Here is a 22,946-nt window from a genome sequence, read left to right as displayed (position 1 = left end):
GTCAGCGGACAGGCTTAGTCCTTAACCACATCCACGAAGTAGGCATCTTTGCCGTTCACATCCTCACGCACCAGTCCGTGCACATCGGTCTCGAAACCGGGGAAACGTGAGTTGAAATCACGGGCAAACTGCAGATAGCGGACGATGGTTCGGTTGAAGCGTTCACCCGGCACCAGCAGCGGGATGCCCGGCGGGTAGGGCGTTACCAGCATGGCGGTAACGCGGCCTTCCAACGCATCAATGGAGACACGCTCAACTTCGCGGTGCGCCATCTTGGCCCAGGCATCCGCCGGCGTCATGGCAGGCTCGATGTTGGAGAGGTACATCTCCGTGGTGATGCGTGCAACGTCGTACTGCTTGTAAACGTTATGGATCTCGGTACAGAGGTCGCGCAGGCCAACCCGCTCGTACTGCGGGTAGTGTTTGGCGAACTCCGGCATCACACGCCACACCGGCAGGTTGTGGTCGTAATCATCCTTGAACTGCTGCAGCTCGGTTACCATAGAGTTCCAGCGGCCCTTGGTAATGCCGATGGTGAACATGATGAAGAAGGAGTACAGGCCGGTCTTCTCGATGATAATGCCGTGCTCGGCCAGGTATTTGCTGACGATAGCCGCTGGAATACCGACCTCATCAAACTCACCCTGAAGGTTGATCCCCGGCGTGATGATGGTGGACTTGATCGGATCCAGCATGTTGAAGCCGGAGTCGATTTTGCCGAAACCGTGCCAGTCGTCATCGTCGTGGATGATCCAGTTATCGCGGTCACCCAGGCCTTCCTCGGCCTGCACATCCGGGCCCCAGACCTTGAACCACCAGTCGTCTGCACCGAACTCTTCATCAACCTTGTGCATGGCACGGCGGAAGTCGATCGCTTCCATCAGCGATTCCTCAACCAGAGCCTTACCCCCCGGCGGCTCCATCATCGCCGCGGCGACATCACAGGACGCAATAATGGCGTACTGCGGACTGGTGGAGGAGTGCATCAGATAGGATTCATTGAATCGATGCGTATCCAGTTTACGGTTGCTGCCGTCCTGCACCAGAATCTGGGAGGCCTGCGACAGGCCCGCCAGTAGCTTGTGGGTCGACTGGGTAGCAAACACCAGGGTTTCATCGGAGCGCGGGCGGCCTTCACCGATGGCGTGCATGTTGTGGTAGAAATCATGGAAGCTTGCATGCGGCAGCCAGGCTTCATCGAAATGCAGGGTATCGATGGTGTTGCCCAGCATCTCCTTGATGGTTTCCACGTTGTAGACGATGCCGTCGTAGGTACTCTGGGTAATGGTCAGAATACGCGGCTTCTTGTTCTTGGCTTCACGGGCGAAGGGGTTGGCTTCGATCTTCTTGCGGATGGTTTCCGGATCGAACTCGCTCTTGGGAATCGGCCCGATGATGCCGTAGTTGTTGCGTGTCGGCATCAGGAACACGGGGATGGCGCCGGTCATGATGATCGAGTGCAGGATCGATTTGTGGCAGTTACGGTCCACCACCACGATATCGCCCGGTGCCACCGTAGAGTGCCAGACCACCTTGTTGGAGGTGGACGTACCATTGGTGACGAAGAACAGGTGATCGGCGTTGAAGATGCGCGCTGCATTGGCCTCACTGGCCGAAACAGGACCGGTGTGGTCCAACAGCTGGCCCAGCTCTTCTACCGCATTGCAGACATCGGCGCGCAGCATGTTCTCACCAAAGAACTGGTGAAACATCTGCCCGACCGGGCTTTTCAGAAATGCCACGCCACCGGAGTGACCGGGGCAGTGCCAGGAGTAGGAGCTGTCACTGGCGTAGTCCATCAACGCGCTGAAGAACGGCGGCGCCAGGCTTTCCAGATACTTGGTGGCCTCGCGGATAATATGGCGGGCCACAAACTCCGGGGTATCCTCGAACATGTGAATGAAGCCGTGCAGCTCGCGCAGGATATCGTTGGAGATATGGCGTGAGGTGCGAGTTTCACCGTACAGGAATACCGGGATATCGGCGTTGCGCTTGCGCACTTCGCCAATGAACTGGCGGATCGATTCCAGTGCCTTGTTTACGTCATCATCAGAGCCGGAACCGAACTCCTCGTCATCAATGGATAAAATGAAACAGGAGGCACGGCTGGCCTGTTGCGCGAATGCGGTCAGGTCACCGTAGCTGGTGAAACCGATCACTTCCATACCCTCGTTGCTGATCGCTTCAGCGAGGTTACGGATACCAGAGCCAGAGATGTTTTCGGAGCGGTAATCTTCGTCGATCACGACGACTGGAAAACGAAATTTCATTAACACAGTCCTGCAAATTAGGGCGGGATCCAAGCACCTTGGAATGGCCGCAATTGTAGCAGTGGCGGGGGGCGTGTAAAGCAAACCCTGCGTAGCCACTGCACTGTATGTCACACGCTTGTCATGGAATAAGCCTAGCCTGACTACACAGTAAAGAATGAAAGAAGATGATGCTACCCAGCAGAACCGATCCATGCCAGACAGCCGAGGAACGCTACGCTCTGCCCGTGAAGGTGGATGCTTCGGGGTGTGTCTGGAGTGGAGGTTCAGAGCTGCCTTGCCCGCTTGATTTGCCGCTGGGCAAGCGTGGATTTCTGCTGTTCGAGCCACAGCATGCGGTACTGCTGCTGGGTCCTTGGGGGCCTGACCCTCGCTCCAATTTGCTGCTTTCAGCTCGGGTGAGTCATGCGGAGCCTCAGGGCCTGTTGCACCTCTGGTTGGGAGCAGGCTTGCCAGAGCTGGTTTTGGAGCGCCGCCCGGAAGCCCAATCCATACTCAGCGCTCGAACCGGCCAGAAAGTCTGGCTGGCGGTATCCTCTCAAGCCCTCGCATTTAGCCTTTGATCCCTTTTCTGTCATGATAGGCCCTGCCTGTTGCCAGAACCTTTGATGCATGAGTGACCCATTGATGTCCCGCGCCGAATACCCCGTTTATCTGCAACTTCGTGATCGCCTCTGGACCTGGATTGAGCAGGAGCAATTGTGCAGCCAGCAGAAATTGCCATCCGAGCGCGAGTTGTCAGAACGCTTCGGCACGACCCGCGTTACCATCCGTCAGGCTCTGTCACAGCTGGAAGCCGAAGGGCTTATTTTCCGTTCCAACCGCCGTGGCTGGTACATCACGCCGGAGCGTCTGCGTTATGACCCCAGCCGAGATATCGGTTTCAACCACTATGTGACCGAGCAGGGCTTCAGTCCTCGCACAGAAACGCTGTTCAAGGAACTCACGGAAATGCCACCCTGGCTCAGTGAGATTACTGGACTACCTGTCGGGACGCCTATCTACCACGTGTTTCGCCGCCGTTACGTCAATGAGCGTGGCTTGCTGGTGGAACATAACTTTATCAACCCTGCCAAATGTCCGGGGCTCCTGAGCGAAAGTACGGATCTGTCGATCTGGAAGATGCTCAAGGAGCAATACGACCTGGTACCGGACCATCGTGATATCGAGATCTATCCGCTGGCGCTCAAGGGGCTGGAAGCCGAGTCCCTGAACGTGAATCAGGGTACGGCCGGTTTGTATATTCACCGCTTAAGCTTTGACCAAGAGGGTGAGTTTCTCGAGCTGGACCGGGAATACTGGCTGCATGACGCCCTGAAAATTTCGGTGCATGTCGGTAGCCGCCATTAATCGCTTACTTTCCCGGCAATAAATCTGTCACTGCACTGTCATTTTACCACTCCATAATCTGGTATATACCAGATTGGAGCAGAGATAATGCAGTTCCCATCCACAGATTATCTAATTATCGGTGGCGGCATCCTGGGTGCCGCTACCGCCTGGTCATTGGCGCAGCAGGCCCCGGCAGGTAGCCGTATTCGCCTCGTCGAGGCTGGACTCCTGGCAAGCGCCACCACCAGCCAGGCGGCTGCGCTGCTGACCCGGGTGCGTCCGGACCCGGCCATGGCTGCACTGGTCGCCGAGACCTTCACGGCCATTGAGCAGCTTGATCAGGTACTGGAGCAGCCTTTGCCTCTGCGTAAGGTCGGCAGCCTGCATCTGGCGACAGCAGAATCGGGTAAAGCCTACCTGCAGGACACCGAGACAACGGCCGCATCTTTGGGTCTTTCATCTGAGCGTCTCGGCCCCGAGCAGATCAAGCAACGTGCCCCCTGGCTGGCACCTGATCAGCACAGCGAAGCGCTGTTTGTGGCAGATGATGGCTACATGGATCCGGTACAGTTGGCACAGGGTTATGTGTCGGCGGCGCGCAAGCTCGGCGTTGAGGTGGTGCAGAACTGCCGTGTCGATTCACTGATCATGGAGCAGGGACGGGTTGTGGGGGCTCACACCAGCCAGGGGTCCATGCCGGCTGACAATCTGATCTGTTGCTCAGGCCCCTGGGCGACCAGGCTTTTGGCAGAACAGGGTGTTCACCTGGCCATGGCTCCGGTGCGCAGTCATTACTGGATTACCGAGGACAACACAGAGCTTTTTCCCACTGATTCTCCCATGGTCATCCTGCCGGACATCAACGCCTATGCACGCCCGGAAGTGGGCGGGCTGCTGTTTGGTTTGCGTGACCAGCAGGCGGTATACGGAGACCCTGCCAACCTCCCCGAGGATATCCATGGCTATCTGTTCAACTGTGACCCGGATGGCTGGGAGTGCCTGGAAGCGGGTTGGGGGGATCTGGCCGCCGTATTTCCGGCTATCGAGCATCTGGGTGTCGCGCATTACCTGACCGGCGTTTCCAGTTACACCCCGGACGGCAAACCCCTGATCGATACCACTCATATTCCCGGCCTGTTGGTCGGCACCGGCTGTTCCGGTGGCGGCATTGCGTTGTCGGGCGGTATCGGTCGTTTACTGGCGGAGCTGGCGCTGGAACGCGATACCTTCTGTGATGTGGCACCGTTCAAGCTGGATCGGTTCGGTTCCGTTGACCCCTTTGCTGAAGAATTTCGCGTGCGCTGTGCCCTGGCACGCAGCCAAAAAAAGTCCGGTTAAAAAACATGCAACATTTCATTCATTGTTCTGCAACAGAGTGCTGTAAGAATTGTTTGGTATAGACCAGTTGAAACGCGCACTCTCTACGCATCTATCAAGTAAAAGGACCGCACAATGAACCTGAAAAAGACTCTGCTGGCTGCTGCCGTCGCTCTGACCGCTACCGGTGCCCAGGCTGCAACAGAACTGACTGTTTACACTGCGCTGGAAGCGGATCAGCTCAAGTCCTACGCCAAGGCGTTTGAAAGCGCCAACCCGGATGTGAAGATCCGTTGGGTACGTGACTCCACCGGCATCATCACTGCGCGCCTGCTGGCCGAGAAAGACAACCCTCAGGCCGACGCTGTTCTGGGCCTGGCAGCCACCAGTCTGCTGGTTCTGAAAGGCGAAGGCATGCTGCAGCCTTACAAGCCGGCTGGTGTTGAGCAGCTGAGCACTCAGTTCGTCGACAAGGATGAAACCCCGTCCTGGATCGGTATGGATGCCTGGGTTGCATCCGTTTGCTACAACCGCATCGAAGCCGAAAAGCACGACCTGCCGATGCCGACCAGCTGGAAAGACCTGACCAAGCCGGTATATCAGGGCCATCTGGTGATGCCGAACCCGAACTCCTCCGGTACCGGTTACCTGGACGTGGCCAGCTGGCTGCAGACCTTTGGTGAAGAAGACGGCTGGAAGTTCATGGACGACCTGCACCAGAACATCGACCGTTACACCCACTCCGGTTCCAAGCCCTGCAAAATGGCCGCTGCCGGTGAAACTCCGATCGGTATCTCCTTCGCCTACCGTGGCGCCAAGCTGATCAACAAGGGCGCGCCGATCGATCTGGCCTTCCCGTCTGAAGGTCTGGGCTGGGATATGGAAGCGGCTGCCATCATCAAGGGCAGCGACAAGATGGATGCCGCCAAGACCCTGATGGACTGGGCCGTCACCAAAGATGCCAATACGCTCTACAACGGTAGCTACGCCGTTGTGGCCATGCCGGGTGTTGCCAAGCCGGTACCGAACTACCCGAGCGATATTGCCGATCGCATGATCGATAACGATTTCGAATGGGCTGCCGTAAACCGCTCTCGTATTCTTAAGGAATGGCAGCAGCGTTACGACGGCAAGAGCGAACCGAAAAACTAAGCCGCCACGGTTCGTTACACACGGAGGGTTGCGACAGCAGCCCTCCCGCTTTTTTTACGGAGACTGAACATGACGCATTCAACCCACTACCTGCAGATCGAGCATCTGCGCAAGTCCTTTGGCAGCTTTACCGCACTGGATGATATTTCACTGGCGATCAAGGAAGGCGAGTTTGTCTGCTTCCTGGGCCCGTCCGGTTGCGGCAAAACCACCTTGTTGCGAGCCATTGCCGGCCTTGAGTTGCAGGAAGAGGGGCGCATTGTTCAATCCGATCGTGATATTTCCACATTGCCGCCGCAGCAGCGAGATTTCGGCATTGTGTTCCAGTCTTATGCACTCTTTCCCAACCTGACCGTGAGCGAAAACATCGCCTACGGTCTGGCCAATATGAAAATGCCGCGCGGTGAGCGTCAGCAGCGAGTAAAAGCCCTGCTTGAGCAGATCGATCTGCCGGATATCGGCAACAAGTATCCCGGTCAGCTCTCCGGTGGTCAGCAGCAGCGTGTTGCACTGGCGCGTGCATTGGCTACCGAGCCGGGTTTGCTGTTGCTGGATGAACCGCTCTCCGCACTGGATGCACGTGTGCGCCTGCACTTGCGCCAGGAGATCTGTGCCCTGCAACGCAAACTGGGCATCACCACCATTATGGTGACCCACGACCAGGATGAAGCCCTGACCATGGCGGACCGGATTGTGGTCATGGATCATGGTCGCATCGCCCAGATCGGTACACCTGAAGAGATCTACCAAAAGCCGGCCACCGAGTTCGTCGCTCGTTTCGTCGGTAGCATGAACCTGATGCCGGCACGTGTGCTTGGCGCGCGCAGCCTGATGCTGGGCCGTAAGGAGGTGCAGACACCGATGGTTCTGCCGGCCTGTGATGAGGGTACGCTGGGCTTCCGCCCCGAGAGTGTCCAGCTGCTGGATGGCCCCTGGGGCGTGAACCGTGATGAAAACCTGCTGTTTGAAGCGCGGCTGGATCAGATCCAGTTCATGGGACCCTTTGTTCGTCTGGAAATGTGTCTGGATGAAGAACTGCCCTGCGTTCATGTCGACGTGGCGGTTGAACAGCATGCACAGCTGAATGCCAGCATTGGCCAGTCACTCTGGTTGAGCATTCCGGAAAAGGACCTGAAGTTCTACCCGGCTCAGCACCTGAACCAGAGCAAGCCCGGTGTTAGCCGTACGGCACCGGATATGGGCCTGGCTGCGATGCAGGTGGCAGGAGCCTGATGATGTCGAACACCCTGACAATTGCAGCCCGTCGCAGTTTTGATTCCGAGAGCTGGTTGCAGCGACTTGTGATCAGTCTGGGCGTACTGTTTCTGCTGCTTGCCCTGCTGGCGCCGCTGCTCACCATGCTGGTGAAAAGCCTGCAAAACGGTGCCGGCGAGTTTATCGGCCTGCACAATTTTATTGCCTACTTTGATAACCCGGCGCTGACCCAGTCGATTCTGAACTCGATTACCATCGCGCTCTGGACCACCTTTATCGTGGTCTCCATTGCCTTTGTTTTTGCCTACGCACTGACCCGCAGTGGTATGGCGGGCAAGAAGACGTTCCGTCTGGTTACCATGCTGCCGCTGTTTGCACCCTCACTGCTGCCGGCACTGAGTATGATCTACCTGTTCGGTAACCAGGGCATTCTCAAGGACTGGTTGCCGGTAGAGAGTATCTACGGGCCAGTCGGTATTGTGATCGGCTTGAGCTTTTGGGCCTTCCCGCATGCGCTGATGATCTTGATCACGGCGTTCAGCAACAGCGATGCGCGCCTGTACGAAGCCGCCAAATCGATGAAAACGCCGCCCTGGCGTGTATTCCTGACCGTGACGTTGCCGTCGGTGCGTTATGGCCTGATCAACACCATCTTCGTGATCTTCACCCTGACCATTACCGACTTCGGTGTCGCCAAGGTGATTGGCGGGCAATACAACGTGCTGGCCACTGATATCTACAAGCAGGTGGTGGGGCAGCAGAACTTCCAGATGGGCGCGGTCGTAAGCGTTGTGCTGTTGTTGCCGGCACTGATCTCCTTTGCCGTGGAACGCCGTGTGCAGCGTCGCCAGTCCGCACTGCTGACCTCCCGTGCGGTGCCACTGCAGCCGCAGAAGTCACCGCTGCGTGATGCGCTGCTGACACTGTTCTGCGCTCTGGTATGCGGCTTCCTGCTGCTGGTGATCGGTATGGCTGTCTATGCCTCCTTCATCACCTTCTGGCCCTACAACATGGAGTTGTCACTCAATAACTACCGCTTCGACATGATGGATGGCGGTGGCTGGGCGTCCTACTTCAACTCCCTGCAGATGTCGGCCTGGACAGCGGTGATTGGTACTGCCGTGGTATTCCTGGTGGCGTACATGAACGAAAAGATCAAGCTGATGCCGTTTGCACGTCGTCTGTTGCAGTTGTTGGCCATGTTGCCAATGGCGGTACCGGGCATTGTGCTGGGTCTGGCCTATATCTTCTTCTTCAACCACCCCGATAACCCGATGAACGGCATCTACGGCACCATGGCGATTCTGGTGCTCAACACGGTGGTGCATTTCTATACCGTGTGTCATCTGACTGCGACTACCAGCCTGAAGCAGATCGACAACGAGTTCGAGGCGGTATCGGCGTCCCTGAAAGTGCCGTTTTACACCACCTTGCGCCGGGTGACCCTGCCGCTGGCACTGCCTTCGGTACTGGATATTTCGGTATACCTGTTTGTGAACGCCATGACCACGGTATCAGCCGTTGTGTTTCTCTACTCATCGGATACGACCCTGGCGTCGGTTGCTGTCATGCATATGGATGAGGCAGGGGATATCGCGCCGGCAGCCGCCATGGCGGTGCTGCTGATGCTGACTTCACTGGTTGCCAAAGGCCTGCACTGGATGATCAGCCACCAGATTTTGCAACGCACCCAGCGCTGGCGTCAGCGCTGATCAGAAGGGGCGCTTCACGGCGCCCGTATATCTGACAGACGAAAAAATTTTGCTTTGAAATACTGGTCTATACCAGAAAGAGAGAACGAGATGAAAACTGAACAGCCCTATCTGCTGACTCCCGGACCGATCACCACCACCCTGAGCGTAAAACAGGCGATGCTGCAGGATTGGGGGTCCTGGGATGGAGACTTCCGTGCCATGACGGCGCAGCTGTGCCAGCGTCTGGTCGAACTCATTGATGGCGAAGACAGCCACGTCTGCGTGCCCATGCAGGGATCGGGCACCTTCGCTGTGGAAGCGACTCTAGCGACGCTGGTCCCGAAGGACGGCAAGCTGCTGATCCTGATGAATGGTGCCTATGGTCAGCGCATGGGCAAGATCATGGACTACCTGGGCCGCGAATACGTGGCGCTGGACAAGGGGGACTATGAGCCCCCGCGTGCAGTCGAAGTGGAAGCGATGTTGGCGGCAGATCCTGCAATCACCCATGTGGCCGTGGTTCATTGTGAAACCAGCTCCGGCATCCTCAACCCGGTGGAAGAGATCGCCGAAGTGGTGGCGCGCCAGGGGCGCCGCCTGATTATCGACTCAATGAGTGCCTTCGGCGCGGTACCGATCAGCGCCAAAAGGGTTCAGTTTGATGCCCTGATTTCGTCGGCCAACAAGTGCTTTGAAGGCGTGCCCGGTTTCGGTTTCAGTCTGATCCGTCAGAGCGCGCTGGAAGCGTCCAAGGGCAATGCCCACTCGCTGAGCATGGATCTGTTGGACCAGTGGCAGTACCTGGCCAAGACCGGCCAGTGGCGTTACACCCCGCCGACCCACGTGGTGGCGGCTTTCCTGCAGGCACTCAAAGAGCACGCCGAAGAGGGCGGTATTGCAGGGCGTCATGCGCGTTATCAGCGCAACCAGCAGCGTCTGGTGGCGGGTATGCGTCAGCTCGGTTTCGAGACCCTGCTCAGTGATGAATGGCTATCACCAATCATCATTACTTTCTTCTCGCCGGGCCATGACAACTTCGATTTCCAGGCTTTCTACGACCGTATGAAAGCACGTGGCTTCATCATCTACCCGGGCAAGCTGACAGAAGCGGAAAGCTTCCGTCTGGGCTGCATTGGCCAGCTTTACGATGAACAGATCGATGCCGTGCTGGCCGCTGTCGAAGCGGTACTCGCCGATATGAAGGTTGCCGATGGCACACCGGCGCACGCACTGGAAGCCGTGCCGGCCTGATCAACGACTGACTTTTTAGCTAACAGGAGCAACCCGATGACCCCTAAATATCAGTTTGAACGCCGCTATGTCGGCCCCATCGAAGCCGTGATCATGGACTGGGCCGGTACCACCGTGGACTTTGGTTCCATGGCCCCCATCCGCGCTTTCCAGCGTCTCTTCGCAGAGGAAGGCATGCCGATCAGCGAAGCGGAAGCCCGTGGTCCCATGGGAACCGAGAAGCGTGAACATATCCGCCAGCTGTGCGCCCATCCGCGCATCCGCGATGCCTGGAAGGAAGTGAAAGGGGAGTACCCGACCGAAGCGGATATTGACCGCATGTATGACGACTTCGTACCCCTGCAGATTGATGCCATCGCCCAGACGGCGGAGCTGATTCCCGGGCTGACCGAAGCACTGGAGTGGATGCGTGCCAACGAGATCCGCATTGGTGGCAATACCGGTTATGCCTCGACCATGATTGAAGGGCTGCTGGCGCGAGCCGCCGAGCAGGGGTACACCCCGGACAGCAATGTCTGCGCCACTGAAGTGCCCAAGGGCCGCCCATACCCGCACATGAGCCTGAAAAATGCCATGGACCTGGGCGTGCAGCACCTCTGCGCCTGCATCAAGATCGACGATACCCTGACCGGTATTGAGGAAGGTCTGAACGCCGGCATGTGGACCATTGGCGTCGCTGTCAGTGGTAATGAAGTCGGCATGAGTCTGGAAGACTGGCAGGCGCTGAGCACCGAGGAGCAGGAACTTCGCCGCTCTGCTGCCTACCAGCGCATGATCGGCAGCGGCGCCCACTATGTCATCGACAGCATCGCTGATGTGATCCCCTGCCTGGAAGATATTGCCGCGCGCCTGGCCATGGGCGAGAAGCCGTGACACCCACCGCCATTGGCTTGATTCTGGTTTCAGCCCTGCTGCATGCAGGCTGGAACCTGATCGGAAAACGCACCGCTCAGACGGTGCGTTTTTATGCCTGGGCCATGGGGCTGGGCATGCTGGTGTTCAGCCCGTTGCTGCTGCTGACCTGGACGGATATAAGCCGTTTACCGGCTGACTTCTGGTACCTGCTGTTGGCTTCAGGTTTATGCCAGACCCTCTACATGACGGGGCTGGCCAAAGCGTACGGGCGTGGCAACCTGAACATTGTGTACCCCCTTGCCCGAGCCTTGCCCGTATTGATCGTGCCGCTGGTGGTGTTCCTGAGTTATGGCCAGAGCCAGCTCATGACCCAGGATCTGGTCGGGATGGCCTTGATCATGCTGGGATCACTGGCCCTGCCGCTGAGCCGTTGGCGAGACTGGCACTGGCGGGACTATTCTACCCCCGCGATTCGCTGGGTCTTGCTGGCCGCCTGTGCGACCGCTGGTTACTCGGTGTTGGACAGCGCCGCCATTCAGCTCATGAAACAGCAGGGCATGAGTGCCTTTGCAGCCGGCAGCAGTTTCGTCGTCCTGCAAGCCGCCGCCTGTCTGCTGTGGATGTTGCCGCTGATCCGTTGGGGCCTTGGCGAGTCGCTGAGAGCCGTGCCTGACTTCGGCTGGACCCTGCTGGCAGGCAGTTTCATCATCGGAACCTACCTGCTGATTCTGGTCAGCATGTCCATGGTGAGCGAAGTCAGTTATGTGGTAGCCCTGCGCCAGGTGAGCATCCCGCTGGGCGTACTGATCGGCGTGTTCTGGCTGCGTGAGAGTATCAGCCTGCCTCGGTTACAGGGGCTGGGTGTTATGTTGCTGGGGCTGGTGTTGGTATCGCTGTGATTCCGGTATCACTTACATGCATGAGTTAATGATTGAGAGTTGGCTGTCCGTGTAGATCATATGCTGACAGATACGCCCAGGACCTTTTCGGCATGATGCGATACGCGTCGAGCTGCCAAGGTCTCCAACTCGCTGTTTGATATGCTCTTTCTGATCGTCACCTCTGTCATCGCGGGCTGCAATGAACATCGGCTATTTGGAGAAGCTGATATCCTTAAACAATGTCACGCACTCACCCTGGGTAGTTTCATGGTTTTAATATTGCTAAGATCTCTGCGTTAACGGCTTACAGAGCACGATCAACTCAAGGAATGAGTGATGACCAAAGTCAAGCGGACGTACACGCTGCATGAGCGTGAATTACCTTATATTTTATCGCCTGCCAACGCCATTCGCGCCCTTAAACTGGAATACGGCCGCTGTAGACGAACCGTGACATCACCTGCTCCGTTCCAGGAAAGATTCAGAACTGGTACTTTCGATATTCCAATTGTCAGCAGTCATGACATTCAATCAGGAAAGGTTGTGGCACTTGGGTTTCATCCCCAACACTACGTTGTTGATAGTCATGGCAAAGTCCGTTCCGAATTGCCGCACCAGCTGGAGATAAGGGCTCGAAAGCTCTTGGGGCAACAACGCAGTGAAGTAGTGTTCCAAAGCGATGCTGCTTTAGCGGAAGTGCAGGAGTTAATGAAAGACCCCTACCCCATTTCGATTACTCCCTCTTCCTCTTCTTCTCCCACCCATACATCACAGGGCCCTCTTCCGGTTAAGAATAAACTGCCTGAAACCCAGGAAGAACAAGGGGGACTTTTAAATGATATTGGTGATACAGCGGGCGCTGGCGCACTTATTCTGGCTGGAGGTATAGCTGACCGGCTTGGTTTTGACGAAGTGGCTGACAATGCATTTGGTGCTGCCACCGATCTCCTTGAGAAACCCGGCAGTTCAGGAGCAAAAGAGGAAGCTGTTGCAGTTCTCGGTACGACCCTGGGCGCAGCCAAAACTGTTGGCGATACCTTAATCGGAGGTGCCCAGTTAGCCGGAATGGCGGCATAGGAAACAGCTTACGATTTGCTAGGCGGCGAACAGGGCTTAGGCAGTCATATCGATTCCCTGCAAAGTAATCACGAAAACATTGAGCAGATAAAGGCCAGCGCAGGTGAGGCTGTGAAAGCCTTTGCTCAAGATATCCCCGGAAGCCTGAGCAAGGGCATTGGTGCCGCAGACGCTGCCGTGGATAACGTCCTTAATAACGTTGATTCTGTAGCCAATACCGAGAGCAACGTAGAACGTCTATTCGCTTCATCCAAAGTAGGTGAAACGGCAGCAGACACAGCACTTGCGCTGACTGGAGCGGGAGGACTAGTAAGGGGCGGAATAAAAACAGCCTCGAAGAATGTTGGAGCTGTTACGGACGGCAGGGCTGCTGGTAGGATGCAGGTTGGAAGTGTTGTTCCAAACAGGACGCCAATACCAGTTGATCGCCTCGATCCTAAAGTGTTGAAAGAAATTCAGCCTGATAGCCGAGGTGTGTATGGCTACGTTCCTCGACCAGACTCTAAGTATGCAAAGCTTGATTTTACAGACGTTGAAAAAGTAGAAAGTGGCCGCGTGATCAGGCTGGATTATTTGGAGGGTTCAAAGGAGCTTGATAATGTTATTCAGGTAATGAGGGCCGAAGGACGAAGTTCTGAGGATATAGCTCGAAGAGTTGTAATTCAACGAAACTCTCAGAAAATGGAGTCTCGATCTCTAATGACCCAAGATGGGGTTGTTGAATTAGAGAAACGAAATTTATCCAGTTGGTTTAAAGATCCTGTTGGCCCTTCTCCAGATCAAGCATTTCGCCATTATCAGGCTCAGCAGATAAAGAACAGCAACTTTATGACTGATGATCAAGTTTGGGAGTTAGTAATTAAGAAATCTATGCAAAAAGATCCTGTGATGAATACCCTGCTCGGAATTGAGTCTAAATATTAGGATAGATTTATGAATGAACTAGTATTTCAAAGATATGATGACGTGGATAGTTTGTTGTATATCGACATTCAATCTGGGGCCTTCAGAGTGGTCGAAATTGATTCTTTGGATTTTTCGTCAATTAAGAAAAATGGAATTGCTGCAGTGCTCGGTGACTCTCCAATAGCGTTAGTAGTAATTGATGGAGTGTTGGGCTTCAAATATCAGCAAGGATATGAAGAGCTGAAGCCAAACACCTATAGTTGTCTGAATTTTATTGTTAGCAGGAATGAGCGAAAGTTTACTTTGATTGTTAATGGTAATGAAATTTTCAATCTTACTTATGATCGTACAATTATCGGGTCGATGGAATTTGGGATGGATGATGAAGAGGATAATGACTTTTTGCTTTACATTTATGATCTTCTAAATGATTCCGATAAAGTAAAAAACTTTGTGGGATACTTTGGCTAGTAAGTTGTTCCAAACAAGGTTAGGTACGTTGATCTCCCCAATGACCTGCGTGATTTGAATGAAAGACGTACCGGTAAGAAGAATTTTACTTTTAGGGCTGAAGTCGACCCTGGAAAAGGGAATGAATCAACTAATGTTGTAGAACATAATTTTGAATTTTATGCTGATAGCACTTTAGGTAAGTATTGGATTTCTTACGCTGCTCCAGCACAAGAAGCAAATGTTATAAAAGAATGGTTATGCACTAAATATAAAATTAATCATCCAAAAAGTGGGGTTTTACTCCTTACGATGAAGCCAAAATTAGAGCCGGAAAAAGCCGTCGTTATTTTTGGTATGATAATAAGAAAAATCATAGCAGAGCGGAACTGAATAATGGAGCAAAGACTCTTCAGGTATCTATTACACCGAGTTTAGGTCAGACGACGAAGTACAAAGACCTTGTTTCGGTCAGTATTAGCCTAAGTGAAGGTACAAGTCGCTATCGAAGTGATATAAGCAAAGAAATGAAAATAGACGCACCCGAAAATAAAAAACATAGGATTAGAGCAGAAAAAATCAATGTCACACAAACCATTCTGAATATAGTCGGGTTTTGGGAGGTGTTCTTATGTCTACTCCAGTATTCGATAGAGGTCTGTTATGATCCCATATGAGCACTATTTCTATTTTGTGATTATTTTTACATCATTGGGATATTTCATTCTATTTATATATAGGCGGTATATGCCTGTCAGGTATATATTTCGCTCTTCATTTTTCCTTGGTGGTGTGGCTCTTTTATTTATTTCAAAAGGCCAGGTTAATCTTGAAAATGGGAAATATGATCTTGGCTTGATAGCGTCAGGTTTTATGTTGTTATCTATCTACAGTATAACTGAGGGCTTTAGAAAAAATAGAATAAGCGATTCTTGAATATTAAGCATCGTTGTTTTTTTTATTTTAAATAAAAATAACCGCAACCTCTTTGAAGGGCGCCGTCCAGAGGTTGCTTTTAAGATTATTTTAAAAAATTATATTCTAAAGCTGGTATAGTACTCGGGTATTTATTGGAATCTAGGTAAGATACTTTTAGTATGGCTTATACACGATCATTCCAGAATTCTTGCCTGATAGCTTTTGCTCTCGCGATATAGCCATGCAAGAACTGAGATGAGTAAAGAGCCAGCACACTAACTGCTGACAATAGTCCAGTGCTATAAAGTGAGAAGGAGCTAGCTTGCTCAAAAATCCAGTCGTATATCCAAGAAGCTGCCGTCAGTAATGTCCAAAGCCACGCATTAAACCTGCATAGATATATGCCGATAGATTTTTGCATCACAACCAGAAAAACGCCTGTTACTAGCAAAATAACAGCAAAAGCACCGCCCAGCATCACAGGTGGCAAGAAATCGTCTGATGAGAAGCCCTGTGATTTACTTAGATTTACGCCGATTGCAACCAATACCCCAACTGAGATGCATTGAAACACGACTGAGCCAATTAACAGACTTACCCCTTTGGGTAGTAATGCCCGAAACGAGCTCAGAAGGGATGTGTCTTCTTGTGCTATATCGGGTTTCATAGTTCTTCGTAAACCCCGATGGCCAGGTTGCGAACCTCTCCTGCCAGGCTGCTTCCGGTAAAGGCTAAACCTGCGGCAACTGCATCGGATATTTGCACCTTGGTCGCTTGCTGTATCTGAACGTTGCTGTAGCGCTTGGGAAAGGCTCCAGAGCGGACCAGAGATTTGCGCATTCCATTAGAGATACCTGGGCGGTTCATTCGAATGACTTCTTCGGTCAATCTGCGACGTTGACTTCGGTTGAGTCCTTGCAGGGCTTCGCGGGTAGTGCTGCCGCTTCGCTGCATCATTTTCACCATTCGAATGGTTGCCAAACCGGAAGCTGTTGCGCCGGCCAGGGATATCCAGTCGACAGCAGATTGCGCATTGGCATACCACTCGTTGGAATCAAGCGCGTCCAGTGTCTCGGGGGAACTATGCTCCAGAGAGGTTCGAGCAACACCATTAACGCATTGTAAAGTGGTTGCGGTTGCAGCGGTATATCCCAGTACAGTTACGGCGGTACTTGCGCCACCTGTTAACGGAATAGTAGCTACGCTGCCAACGACCACAAACCAGCTAATCACCATACCTGCACAGGCCAGCCCAGCTGAAACAGACTCCAGAACGAGCTTGGACTCGCGAGGAGATGTGCTCAGAGAGTCAGCATGCTCACGTTCCGATACCGGCTCCATTGGCTCGCGAATGATCAATCGAATGGGTTTGAGCCGGCAAACCGGTGTGAATTCACGCAGTGTTACGGCCGTCAGTTTTGAATCAACATATACAACGCCTGCACCGGCCAGGTTTGGGTCAGCATCCAGTGCAGCAAACAACTTTTCCTGATCAATGTTGACTGCCAATTGGGCGTGAAGGTGTTGCTGGGACAGGGTACGTCGTCCGGTGAGGGTATTGATATCCATATGCTCGTTCTGACTGATAATGACTACAAAAACCAGAGATCCGTAACTGGTTTTATGCACTTAATGTTGGGGTTTTATAAAGGAGGTGGTTGTGATGTTCAAGGGTGTTTTTGTTAAACATTGGATGGAAATGGGCTAAGAAAACAGCTGTCACTAATTCGATAATTCTGAAGTATTTGGCTATCTGTATTTGTCCTTAAAATGAGTCAGGAGAGAATATGTACTCATATCCTAGTGGCTGGTTTTATGACTTACAGGTGGGTCAGTGCCCACCCGAAGTCGAAAACACATTGATCACCGCCACGCCGGCCAGAATCAACCCCATGCCGATAATCGCTGCCAGATCCAGTTTCTGGCCATAAAGCCACCAGCCTACCAGCGCGATCAGGACGATTCCGACACCAGCCCAGATGGCATAGGCGATACCGATCGGGATAGCTTTCAGCGTCAGTGACAGGAAGTAGAACGCCAGCAGATAGCCGACCACGACGACTGCCGAGGGCAGGAGGCGAGAGAAACCTTCGCTGGATTTGAGTGCCGAGGTCGCAACGACTTCAGACACGATGGCGATAGATAAAAATAGCCAGTACTTCATGTTCAAAGGGGCCTAGTTGGGTGTGTGGCAAAGCAATTATACCTTGAGACCTTGGGCGGTAGACATAGAAAGGAGGCGTTAGCCTCCTTGTGAAAACCGGCCGGGTTAGAAATTAAAATTCATACCCAGGTTAATGACATTGGAATCTTCAGTGCCATAAAGGCTGCCATCCCAGGCCATGGCTTCAACCCAGATCAGAACATCTTTATGCAGGTTGCGCTGGAAGGCCAGGATAATGGCATCGAAGTCAGCGTTGGCGTCGTCATCCAGGCTGGAGAGGCCGAGGGTGAACAGGTTCTTGCCGGCAGGCACACCGATAAGAGCATCAAAACCGGAGCCTGTGTCTTCGCGGTCCATCCAGGCACCGTTGATGTAGTAGCCATTGCCGGACCAGGCCGCTGACAGGCCGTAGATATCCTTGTCGTTGGCGGCGTCGGTGTAAGCGGCGCCCAGTGTCAGGTTGCCCAGGCTGTAGTTGGCGCCGAGCTGATGCTGACCTTCTTCACCATTATCGTCGTCATCAATTTGCACCAGGGCTTTGAGCTTCAGACCGGCCAGGTCAGGGCTTTCATACAGGGCTGACTGGCCGATACGAGAACCGCCATCCAGGGTGTAGTACACCGGCGCGGAATCCCACCACATGTAGTCGCCGTAGTAAGCCACGGCATCATAAAAGGGTGAAGCAACCTTGCCACCTGAGATGGCCCCCCAGTCACCGCTCAGGCCCAGGTAGCCGTAGCGCATATCGCCGAGGGTATCGCCTTCGTTGTCCAGGTTTACCGCAACCTCATATTTGGCAAATGCCTTGAGGCCATCACCGAGGTCGCGCTCGCCCTTAAGCCCGATACGGGAGGAGGCATCCTTGTATTCGGTGTCATCAGCGTATTCGGCATGCTCCAGCATAATGCGCAGGCTGCCGTAGAAGTCGACGCCGGTATCGGCGATTTCGACCGCCTGCGCTGTCATTGGAGCCAATACTGCGCTTGCGATTGCCAGGCTGCTCAGTTGTTGTTTCATCGTTGTCATTCGCTCGGTTGGTCAAAATGTCGTTTGGAATCCGCGATACCTTGTGTCAGGTATCCGTTGGGAGTCAGGTTGAAAAAAAGCGGCCGTTGGGCCGCTTGAGAATGAAGAGGAGGTCTCGCTTCAGGCCTGACTCGGGGCGCATTCTTGAGCTGGGAAGGCAGGTTTGAAAACGGAGAAAAACGAAATGATGTAATAGAAAAACTCGGCCTTTACTGAATTCACCGAGAAATATGAGGTTCCGCCGTTAAAACAATACCGGAGGTACAAAAATAAATATTTTCGACATTTTTGTGCAATATTAATTTAATGTTTGAGCGCTAAGTGCTCTGCATAAAAGGGATTTGAAAAGGCAGGGAAGAAGCATTACCAGCAGACATAACCGTCTGATTATTCAGTGACTTAATTAGTGCCCGAATCGTTTGAATAGAGGTGGTATTAGATTTTCTAATCCAAGGCCCTGAAAAACTCCCGCATATTACCGTTTTTTATCATCTTTTTGACACAGCCCATTCCTAACCTTGCCGCATCCAATTTCAAGCACCCGGAAGCAGCATTATGGGCAAACTTATTATGATCATGATCGACGGTATCAGCGCCGATCATTTTGAACACTATCGCAAGCACCTGCCTAACCTGGACCGCTTGGCCAATACGGGCACCCAGCTGGCTGCGTTGCGCCCCGAGATGTGCGGTACCTCCTGCCCCGGACGCACCTCGATGATTGCCGGCGTAGCCCCGGCCGAGCACGGCATCTACGGCAACCAGATCTGGAGCGAAGACGGCTTCCGCTGGGCCAGCCCCTATGACGTACGGGTCGACACTCTACCGGCATTGGCCCGCCAGCAAGGACTGGATGTGGCCAACCTGGGTTACGGCATGGTGCGCCTCGAAGACTGCAGCCTCTATGTTGGTCCCTGGTGGGCGGACGAGATGCTGATGCGCGGCAAGGACGCGACGCCGGAACCGGCCGATGAAGGCTGGCTGCGCGCCGCCGGTACCCATGACCCTGAAGGCCGCCTGGCGGCGCTTAATGCTGAAACGGTGGTAGCGCCCAACCATTCTGAAGAACACAAGCTGCAGCTGGGCATGCTGGCGGATCAGCAACTGCTGGATCTGGCTGCCGGCCTGGCGACGTCCGAGCAGGCACCGGACTTCATCCTGCTGGAGATCGCCATCACCGACTATTTCCTGCACAAGTACGGCGCCGATCACGACCTGACCCGCTGGTCACTGCGCACCGCCGACGCCCAGATCGGTACTCTGCTGACGCGACTGGAACAGTCAGGTGTGCTGCAGCATTACAACTTCGCAATCTGCAGCGATCACGGCCACGCGCCTATGCCCAAGGGGCTGTATGTAGACCGCCTGCTCGGTGACGGAGTGGCTTGGTCCAGCGAAGGCGGCGTGCTGATGGTTAATCCAAAGGATGAAACCGAAGCCAAACGTGTCACAGCTGTCTTGGTCAGCGAAGGAATGGAACCCTGGGCAACCGACTTCATGCCCGCCGAGTTGCGCGACCAGCTGCTCGCCTTTGTCGTGCCGGAAGGCTCCGACATCAGCTTCGAGGTTGCCGTTCCCGGCACTGAGGGGCTTTATGGTCCCTCCAAATATGTCTCCAACCATGGCATGCGTCCTGGAACCGAGGCCGACCACCGCTTCTGTATTTTCAGCGGCCCCGATATCCCGCAGCAGACACTGGGCGTCGCGGATTGCATCCGTTTCGCGCCAACCCTGGCCGACATCCTCGGCATTGAAACACCCTGGGCCGCACGCTCGCTGTTGAGCGGTGCAGCTGAAACCAGCGCGGCCTGAGCCGCGCTCCGATCAACCCTGAAATTCATTCGATTCACACAAGCAGGACACCCTGATGAAACAGCTGATGACCTCTCTGGTAATGGCCTCCGCTCTGGCCAGCACTGTCGCCACCGCCGGTACCATCCGTCTCGGTCATGATGTCGGCTACGCCGGCGCCGAGTCACTGGATCCGATCTCGCCGAGCCGCTTCTTCGAAGCCAACCAGATGCTGTACTCCCGCCTGATCCGTCAGGGGCAGGACGGCCAGCCGAGCCCTGAACTGGCCACCGAGTGGTCCGCTTCAGCCGATGCCAAGACCTGGACCCTGACCCTGCGCAAGGGCGTGAAATTCCATGACGGTTCAGACCTGACCAGCGCCGACGTCAAGTACACCCTGGAGCGTATCAATGATCCCGAGATCGATTCGCCGGTGGCTGCGGTGCTCGGCATTATCAGCGAGGTCAACGTGCTGGATGACCAGCGTTTCGAGATCAAACTGTCCGCACCCCACGCTGACCTGCCGTTGCTGCTGATGGACTACCGCGTGCGCATCATCCCGGAAGGCAGTGGTGACAACATCGCCAAGACGGGTATCGGCTCCGGCCCGTTCATGCTGGAAGAGCTGGACTCCGAAGGCACTACCGTACTGGTGGCTAATCCCCATTACTGGGAAGGCGCACCCGCTGCCGACGGCGCCGAGCTGATCGGTATCCCTGATTCCCAGGCCCGAGTGCAGGCGCTGATGGCCGGTCAGGTGGATCTGGAACAGAGCATCACGGCGCAGCAGAAGCGTCTGTTCCAGAACAATCCACAGTTCAAGCTGCAGACCATCGCCACCGGTGAATGGCGCGGACTGGCTTTCCGCACCGATATGGCACCGCTGGATGACCCCAGGGTGCGCAAGGCGCTGCGTATGGTGGTTGATCGTCAGGAGATGATGACACTGGTATCCGGCGCTGAAGCAGGCGTCATCACCTGCGACCATCCCGTCTGGTCCGGTGACCAGTACCGCACCGAAATCGACTGCGCTCAGGATATCGAAGGCGCCAAAAAGCTGCTGGCCGAGGCCGGTTTCCCGAACGGCATCGAAGTGACGATCAGCGCCGCCGACAACGAGCCGGAATGGATCCACATGATCGAGGTGTACCAGCAGCAGGCCGCCAAGGCCGGCATCAAGGTCAACCTGAACATGGTGCCGTCCGATGGGTACTGGAGCGATGTCTGGATGAAGCACCCGGCCTCCGCCTCCCGCTGGTCACAGCGCCCGGCTGACCAGATTCTGAATGAAGCCTTCCGTTCCGGTTCCGCCTGGAACGAAACCTTCTTCGATAATCCTGCGTTTGATCAGGCGCTCGACGATGCCCGTTCCGAGCTGGACTTTGAACAGCGCAAGGCGTTGTACGCCAAGCTGCAGACCATTCTGTGGGAAGAGGGCGGAGAGCTGATTCCCTATCACCTGAACCAGACCCGCGCATTGCGCAGCAACGTGACTGGCCTGGATCCGGTAGAGCAGTTCTCTATCCGCTGGCACAAGGTGGACGTGGAATAAGCCGCCACTGACACAGCTGCGGGCTCCGCTCGACACGAGCAGCCCGCAGGTTTTTCTGTCGGGCCCTCTGCAAACCGGCTTACACCCTGGCCGTTTTGCAGAGGGCTTCCGACGTACCGCACAACCAAGCGACACACGACCTATGCTGAAACTGATTCTGCAGCGGCTTGCCATGGCCCTGTTCACCCTGTTGACCGTCTGCGTACTGGTCTTCTCCATCACCGAGGCGCTGCCCGGCGATGTTTGTACCGCTTACCTTGGGCGTGATGCTCAAGGTACCCGACTGGAAAACTGCCGTCAGGCTCGCAACCTCGATCAACCGGCGCTGCAGCGCTTTGCCGATTGGGGCACGGGCGTATTGCAGGGCAGTCTTGGTACCTCGCTTAAGCGCGACAAGCCGATCAACGATCTGGTCGCCACCCGCATGCGCAACACCGCCGTGCTGGCGCTGGGTGCTGCCGTGATCGGGATTCCGCTGGCCATTTTCCTGGGTGTCATCGCGGCGTTGCGGCGGGATCGTCCCGCCGATGTACTAATTTCCGGCGGCTCCATCTTCGCCATGACCATCCCCGAATTCGTCACCGCCACGGTACTGGTGTTGATCTTCTCGATCCAGCTGCAGTGGTTCCCGGCGGTCACAACGGTGCGCCATAACGCACCGGTGAGCGAGCTGCTACCCAATATCGTGCTGCCGATGATCACCCTGGCGCTGGTGATGATGGCGCATATCCTGCGCATGGTGCGCTCGGCGATGATCGATGTGATGGCCAGTGATTTCGTGCAGATGGCCCGGCTCAAGGGGGTGCCCTTCTGGCGCATCGTCTGCCTGCATGCATTGCCCTCGGCGATGCTGCCGACCATCAATATCATCGCACTGACCGTGGCCTGGCTGCTGGGCGGTGCGGTGATCATCGAGCAGGTATTCAACTACCCCGGCATCGGCACTTTGATGATCCGTGCCATCTACGACCGCGACCTGCCGCTGGTGCAGGCGATCGCGCTGATCCTGGCCACGGTCTACGTGCTGTGCAACCTGCTTGCCGACCTGTCGTCACTGGCGCTGAATCCGCGTCTGAGAACCGCCCGCTAGGAGAA

General features: G+C 54.9%; 21 protein-coding genes. 16 read left to right on the top strand and 5 right to left on the bottom strand.

What is annotated here, in order from left to right; translation table 11 throughout:
* Nucleotides 1-14: 14 nt before the first annotated feature.
* The gene (locus tag BW956_RS10350) at nt 15-2,270 is read right to left on the bottom strand and encodes an arginine/lysine/ornithine decarboxylase (protein ID WP_076462705.1); all 2,256 of its coding nucleotides are present in this window, start codon (nt 2,268-2,270) and stop codon (nt 15-17) included.
* Between the two features lie 167 nt (nt 2,271-2,437).
* Here BW956_RS10350 and BW956_RS10345 point away from each other — a divergent pair, with 167 nt between their 5' ends.
* From BW956_RS10345 to BW956_RS22255, 13 genes are all read left to right on the top strand, one after another.
* Nucleotides 2,438-2,833, top strand: coding sequence for a hypothetical protein (locus BW956_RS10345; protein ID WP_076462704.1), 396 nt, complete (start codon nt 2,438-2,440; stop codon nt 2,831-2,833).
* Nucleotides 2,834-2,882: 49 nt separating this feature from the next.
* Nucleotides 2,883-3,620: a UTRA domain-containing protein gene (locus BW956_RS10340; RefSeq protein WP_040886285.1), complete on the top strand. Its 738-nt coding sequence runs from the start codon at nt 2,883-2,885 to the stop codon at nt 3,618-3,620.
* An 87-nt stretch (nt 3,621-3,707) separates the two neighbouring features.
* Nucleotides 3,708-4,940 carry an NAD(P)/FAD-dependent oxidoreductase gene (locus BW956_RS10335; RefSeq protein ID WP_076462703.1) on the top strand — a complete coding sequence of 411 codons (1,233 nt, stop codon included), beginning with the start codon at nt 3,708-3,710 and terminating at the stop codon, nt 4,938-4,940.
* A 114-nt stretch (nt 4,941-5,054) separates the two neighbouring features.
* Nucleotides 5,055-6,071: a putative 2-aminoethylphosphonate ABC transporter substrate-binding protein gene (locus tag BW956_RS10330; protein WP_076462702.1), complete on the top strand. Its 1,017-nt coding sequence runs from the start codon at nt 5,055-5,057 to the stop codon at nt 6,069-6,071.
* 69 nt (nt 6,072-6,140) lie between these two features.
* A complete protein-coding gene (locus BW956_RS10325; protein ID WP_076462701.1) occupies nt 6,141-7,304 on the top strand; it encodes a putative 2-aminoethylphosphonate ABC transporter ATP-binding protein in 1,164 nt (387 codons plus the stop codon).
* Complete coding sequence (locus BW956_RS10320) at nt 7,304-8,998, top strand: putative 2-aminoethylphosphonate ABC transporter permease subunit (RefSeq protein ID WP_076462700.1); 1,695 nt, start codon at nt 7,304-7,306, stop codon at nt 8,996-8,998. Before BW956_RS10325 ends, BW956_RS10320 begins: the two co-directional genes overlap by 1 nt.
* Before the next feature lie 90 nt (nt 8,999-9,088).
* Complete coding sequence (locus BW956_RS10315) at nt 9,089-10,231, top strand: 2-aminoethylphosphonate--pyruvate transaminase (protein ID WP_076462699.1); 1,143 nt, start codon at nt 9,089-9,091, stop codon at nt 10,229-10,231.
* Nucleotides 10,232-10,267: 36 nt separating this feature from the next.
* The gene (gene phnX / locus BW956_RS10310; protein WP_076462698.1) at nt 10,268-11,104 is read left to right on the top strand and encodes a phosphonoacetaldehyde hydrolase; all 837 of its coding nucleotides are present in this window, start codon (nt 10,268-10,270) and stop codon (nt 11,102-11,104) included.
* Nucleotides 11,101-11,985, top strand: coding sequence for an EamA family transporter (locus BW956_RS10305; RefSeq protein ID WP_076462697.1), 885 nt, complete (start codon nt 11,101-11,103; stop codon nt 11,983-11,985). The genes phnX and BW956_RS10305 overlap by 4 nt, the downstream gene beginning before the upstream one ends.
* Nucleotides 11,986-12,303: 318 nt before the next feature.
* Nucleotides 12,304-13,044 (top strand): hypothetical protein, encoded by a 741-nt coding sequence (locus BW956_RS10300; RefSeq protein WP_076462696.1) that lies wholly within the window; start codon nt 12,304-12,306, stop codon nt 13,042-13,044.
* A 15-nt stretch (nt 13,045-13,059) separates the two neighbouring features.
* Entirely contained in the window at nt 13,060-13,968 is a 909-nt protein-coding gene (locus BW956_RS22065; RefSeq protein ID WP_083703023.1) for a hypothetical protein, read from the top strand.
* Nucleotides 13,969-13,977: 9 nt separating this feature from the next.
* Nucleotides 13,978-14,421, top strand: a complete 444-nt coding sequence (locus BW956_RS10290) for a hypothetical protein (protein WP_076462695.1) — start codon at nt 13,978-13,980, stop codon at nt 14,419-14,421.
* A 54-nt stretch (nt 14,422-14,475) separates the two neighbouring features.
* Complete coding sequence (locus BW956_RS22255; RefSeq protein ID WP_139327166.1) at nt 14,476-14,793, top strand: hypothetical protein; 318 nt, start codon at nt 14,476-14,478, stop codon at nt 14,791-14,793.
* Between the two features lie 709 nt (nt 14,794-15,502).
* Here BW956_RS22255 and BW956_RS10280 read toward each other — a convergent pair.
* From BW956_RS10280 to BW956_RS10265, 4 genes are all read right to left on the bottom strand, one after another.
* Nucleotides 15,503-15,985, bottom strand: coding sequence for a hypothetical protein (locus BW956_RS10280; RefSeq protein ID WP_076462693.1), 483 nt, complete (start codon nt 15,983-15,985; stop codon nt 15,503-15,505).
* Entirely contained in the window at nt 15,982-16,887 is a 906-nt protein-coding gene (locus BW956_RS10275; protein ID WP_076462904.1) for an Ssp4 family T6SS effector, read from the bottom strand. The genes BW956_RS10280 and BW956_RS10275 overlap by 4 nt, the downstream gene beginning before the upstream one ends.
* A gap of 262 nt (nt 16,888-17,149) precedes the next feature.
* Nucleotides 17,150-17,482 (bottom strand): DMT family transporter, encoded by a 333-nt coding sequence (locus BW956_RS10270; protein WP_076462903.1) that lies wholly within the window; start codon nt 17,480-17,482, stop codon nt 17,150-17,152.
* Between the two features lie 105 nt (nt 17,483-17,587).
* Nucleotides 17,588-18,499, bottom strand: coding sequence for a porin (locus BW956_RS10265; RefSeq protein ID WP_076462692.1), 912 nt, complete (start codon nt 18,497-18,499; stop codon nt 17,588-17,590).
* Between the two features lie 564 nt (nt 18,500-19,063).
* Here BW956_RS10265 and BW956_RS10260 point away from each other — a divergent pair.
* From BW956_RS10260 to BW956_RS10250, 3 genes are all read left to right on the top strand, one after another.
* Nucleotides 19,064-20,320 carry an alkaline phosphatase family protein gene (locus BW956_RS10260; protein ID WP_076462691.1) on the top strand — a complete coding sequence of 419 codons (1,257 nt, stop codon included), beginning with the start codon at nt 19,064-19,066 and terminating at the stop codon, nt 20,318-20,320.
* 55 nt (nt 20,321-20,375) lie between these two features.
* Entirely contained in the window at nt 20,376-21,851 is a 1,476-nt protein-coding gene (locus BW956_RS10255; RefSeq protein WP_076462690.1) for an ABC transporter substrate-binding protein, read from the top strand.
* A 142-nt stretch (nt 21,852-21,993) separates the two neighbouring features.
* Nucleotides 21,994-22,941, top strand: coding sequence for an ABC transporter permease (locus BW956_RS10250; protein WP_076462689.1), 948 nt, complete (start codon nt 21,994-21,996; stop codon nt 22,939-22,941).
* The last annotated feature ends 5 nt before the right edge of the window (nt 22,942-22,946 follow it).

Origin of the sequence: Marinobacterium stanieri (assembly GCF_900155945.1) — a bacterium.
GTDB lineage: Bacteria > Pseudomonadota > Gammaproteobacteria > Pseudomonadales > Balneatricaceae > Marinobacterium > Marinobacterium stanieri.
The sequence above is the reverse complement of the archived record's forward strand: the minus strand, read 5'-3'. Positions and strand labels throughout refer to the sequence as shown.

Coding starts and splice junctions, on each gene's coding strand:
- BW956_RS10350 (WP_076462705.1), bottom strand. CDS start 2,270: ATGAAATTTCGTTTTCCAGTCGTCGTGATCGACGAAGATTACCGCTCC.
- BW956_RS10345 (WP_076462704.1), top strand. CDS start 2,438: ATGATGCTACCCAGCAGAACCGATCCATGCCAGACAGCCGAGGAACGC.
- BW956_RS10340 (WP_040886285.1), top strand. CDS start 2,883: ATGAGTGACCCATTGATGTCCCGCGCCGAATACCCCGTTTATCTGCAA.
- BW956_RS10335 (WP_076462703.1), top strand. CDS start 3,708: ATGCAGTTCCCATCCACAGATTATCTAATTATCGGTGGCGGCATCCTG.
- BW956_RS10330 (WP_076462702.1), top strand. CDS start 5,055: ATGAACCTGAAAAAGACTCTGCTGGCTGCTGCCGTCGCTCTGACCGCT.
- BW956_RS10325 (WP_076462701.1), top strand. CDS start 6,141: ATGACGCATTCAACCCACTACCTGCAGATCGAGCATCTGCGCAAGTCC.
- BW956_RS10320 (WP_076462700.1), top strand. CDS start 7,304: ATGATGTCGAACACCCTGACAATTGCAGCCCGTCGCAGTTTTGATTCC.
- BW956_RS10315 (WP_076462699.1), top strand. CDS start 9,089: ATGAAAACTGAACAGCCCTATCTGCTGACTCCCGGACCGATCACCACC.
- phnX (WP_076462698.1), top strand. CDS start 10,268: ATGACCCCTAAATATCAGTTTGAACGCCGCTATGTCGGCCCCATCGAA.
- BW956_RS10300 (WP_076462696.1), top strand. CDS start 12,304: ATGACCAAAGTCAAGCGGACGTACACGCTGCATGAGCGTGAATTACCT.
- BW956_RS10290 (WP_076462695.1), top strand. CDS start 13,978: ATGAATGAACTAGTATTTCAAAGATATGATGACGTGGATAGTTTGTTG.
- BW956_RS10280 (WP_076462693.1), bottom strand. CDS start 15,985: ATGAAACCCGATATAGCACAAGAAGACACATCCCTTCTGAGCTCGTTT.
- BW956_RS10275 (WP_076462904.1), bottom strand. CDS start 16,887: ATGGATATCAATACCCTCACCGGACGACGTACCCTGTCCCAGCAACAC.
- BW956_RS10270 (WP_076462903.1), bottom strand. CDS start 17,482: ATGAAGTACTGGCTATTTTTATCTATCGCCATCGTGTCTGAAGTCGTT.
- BW956_RS10265 (WP_076462692.1), bottom strand. CDS start 18,499: ATGAAACAACAACTGAGCAGCCTGGCAATCGCAAGCGCAGTATTGGCT.
- BW956_RS10260 (WP_076462691.1), top strand. CDS start 19,064: ATGGGCAAACTTATTATGATCATGATCGACGGTATCAGCGCCGATCAT.
- BW956_RS10255 (WP_076462690.1), top strand. CDS start 20,376: ATGAAACAGCTGATGACCTCTCTGGTAATGGCCTCCGCTCTGGCCAGC.
- BW956_RS10250 (WP_076462689.1), top strand. CDS start 21,994: ATGCTGAAACTGATTCTGCAGCGGCTTGCCATGGCCCTGTTCACCCTG.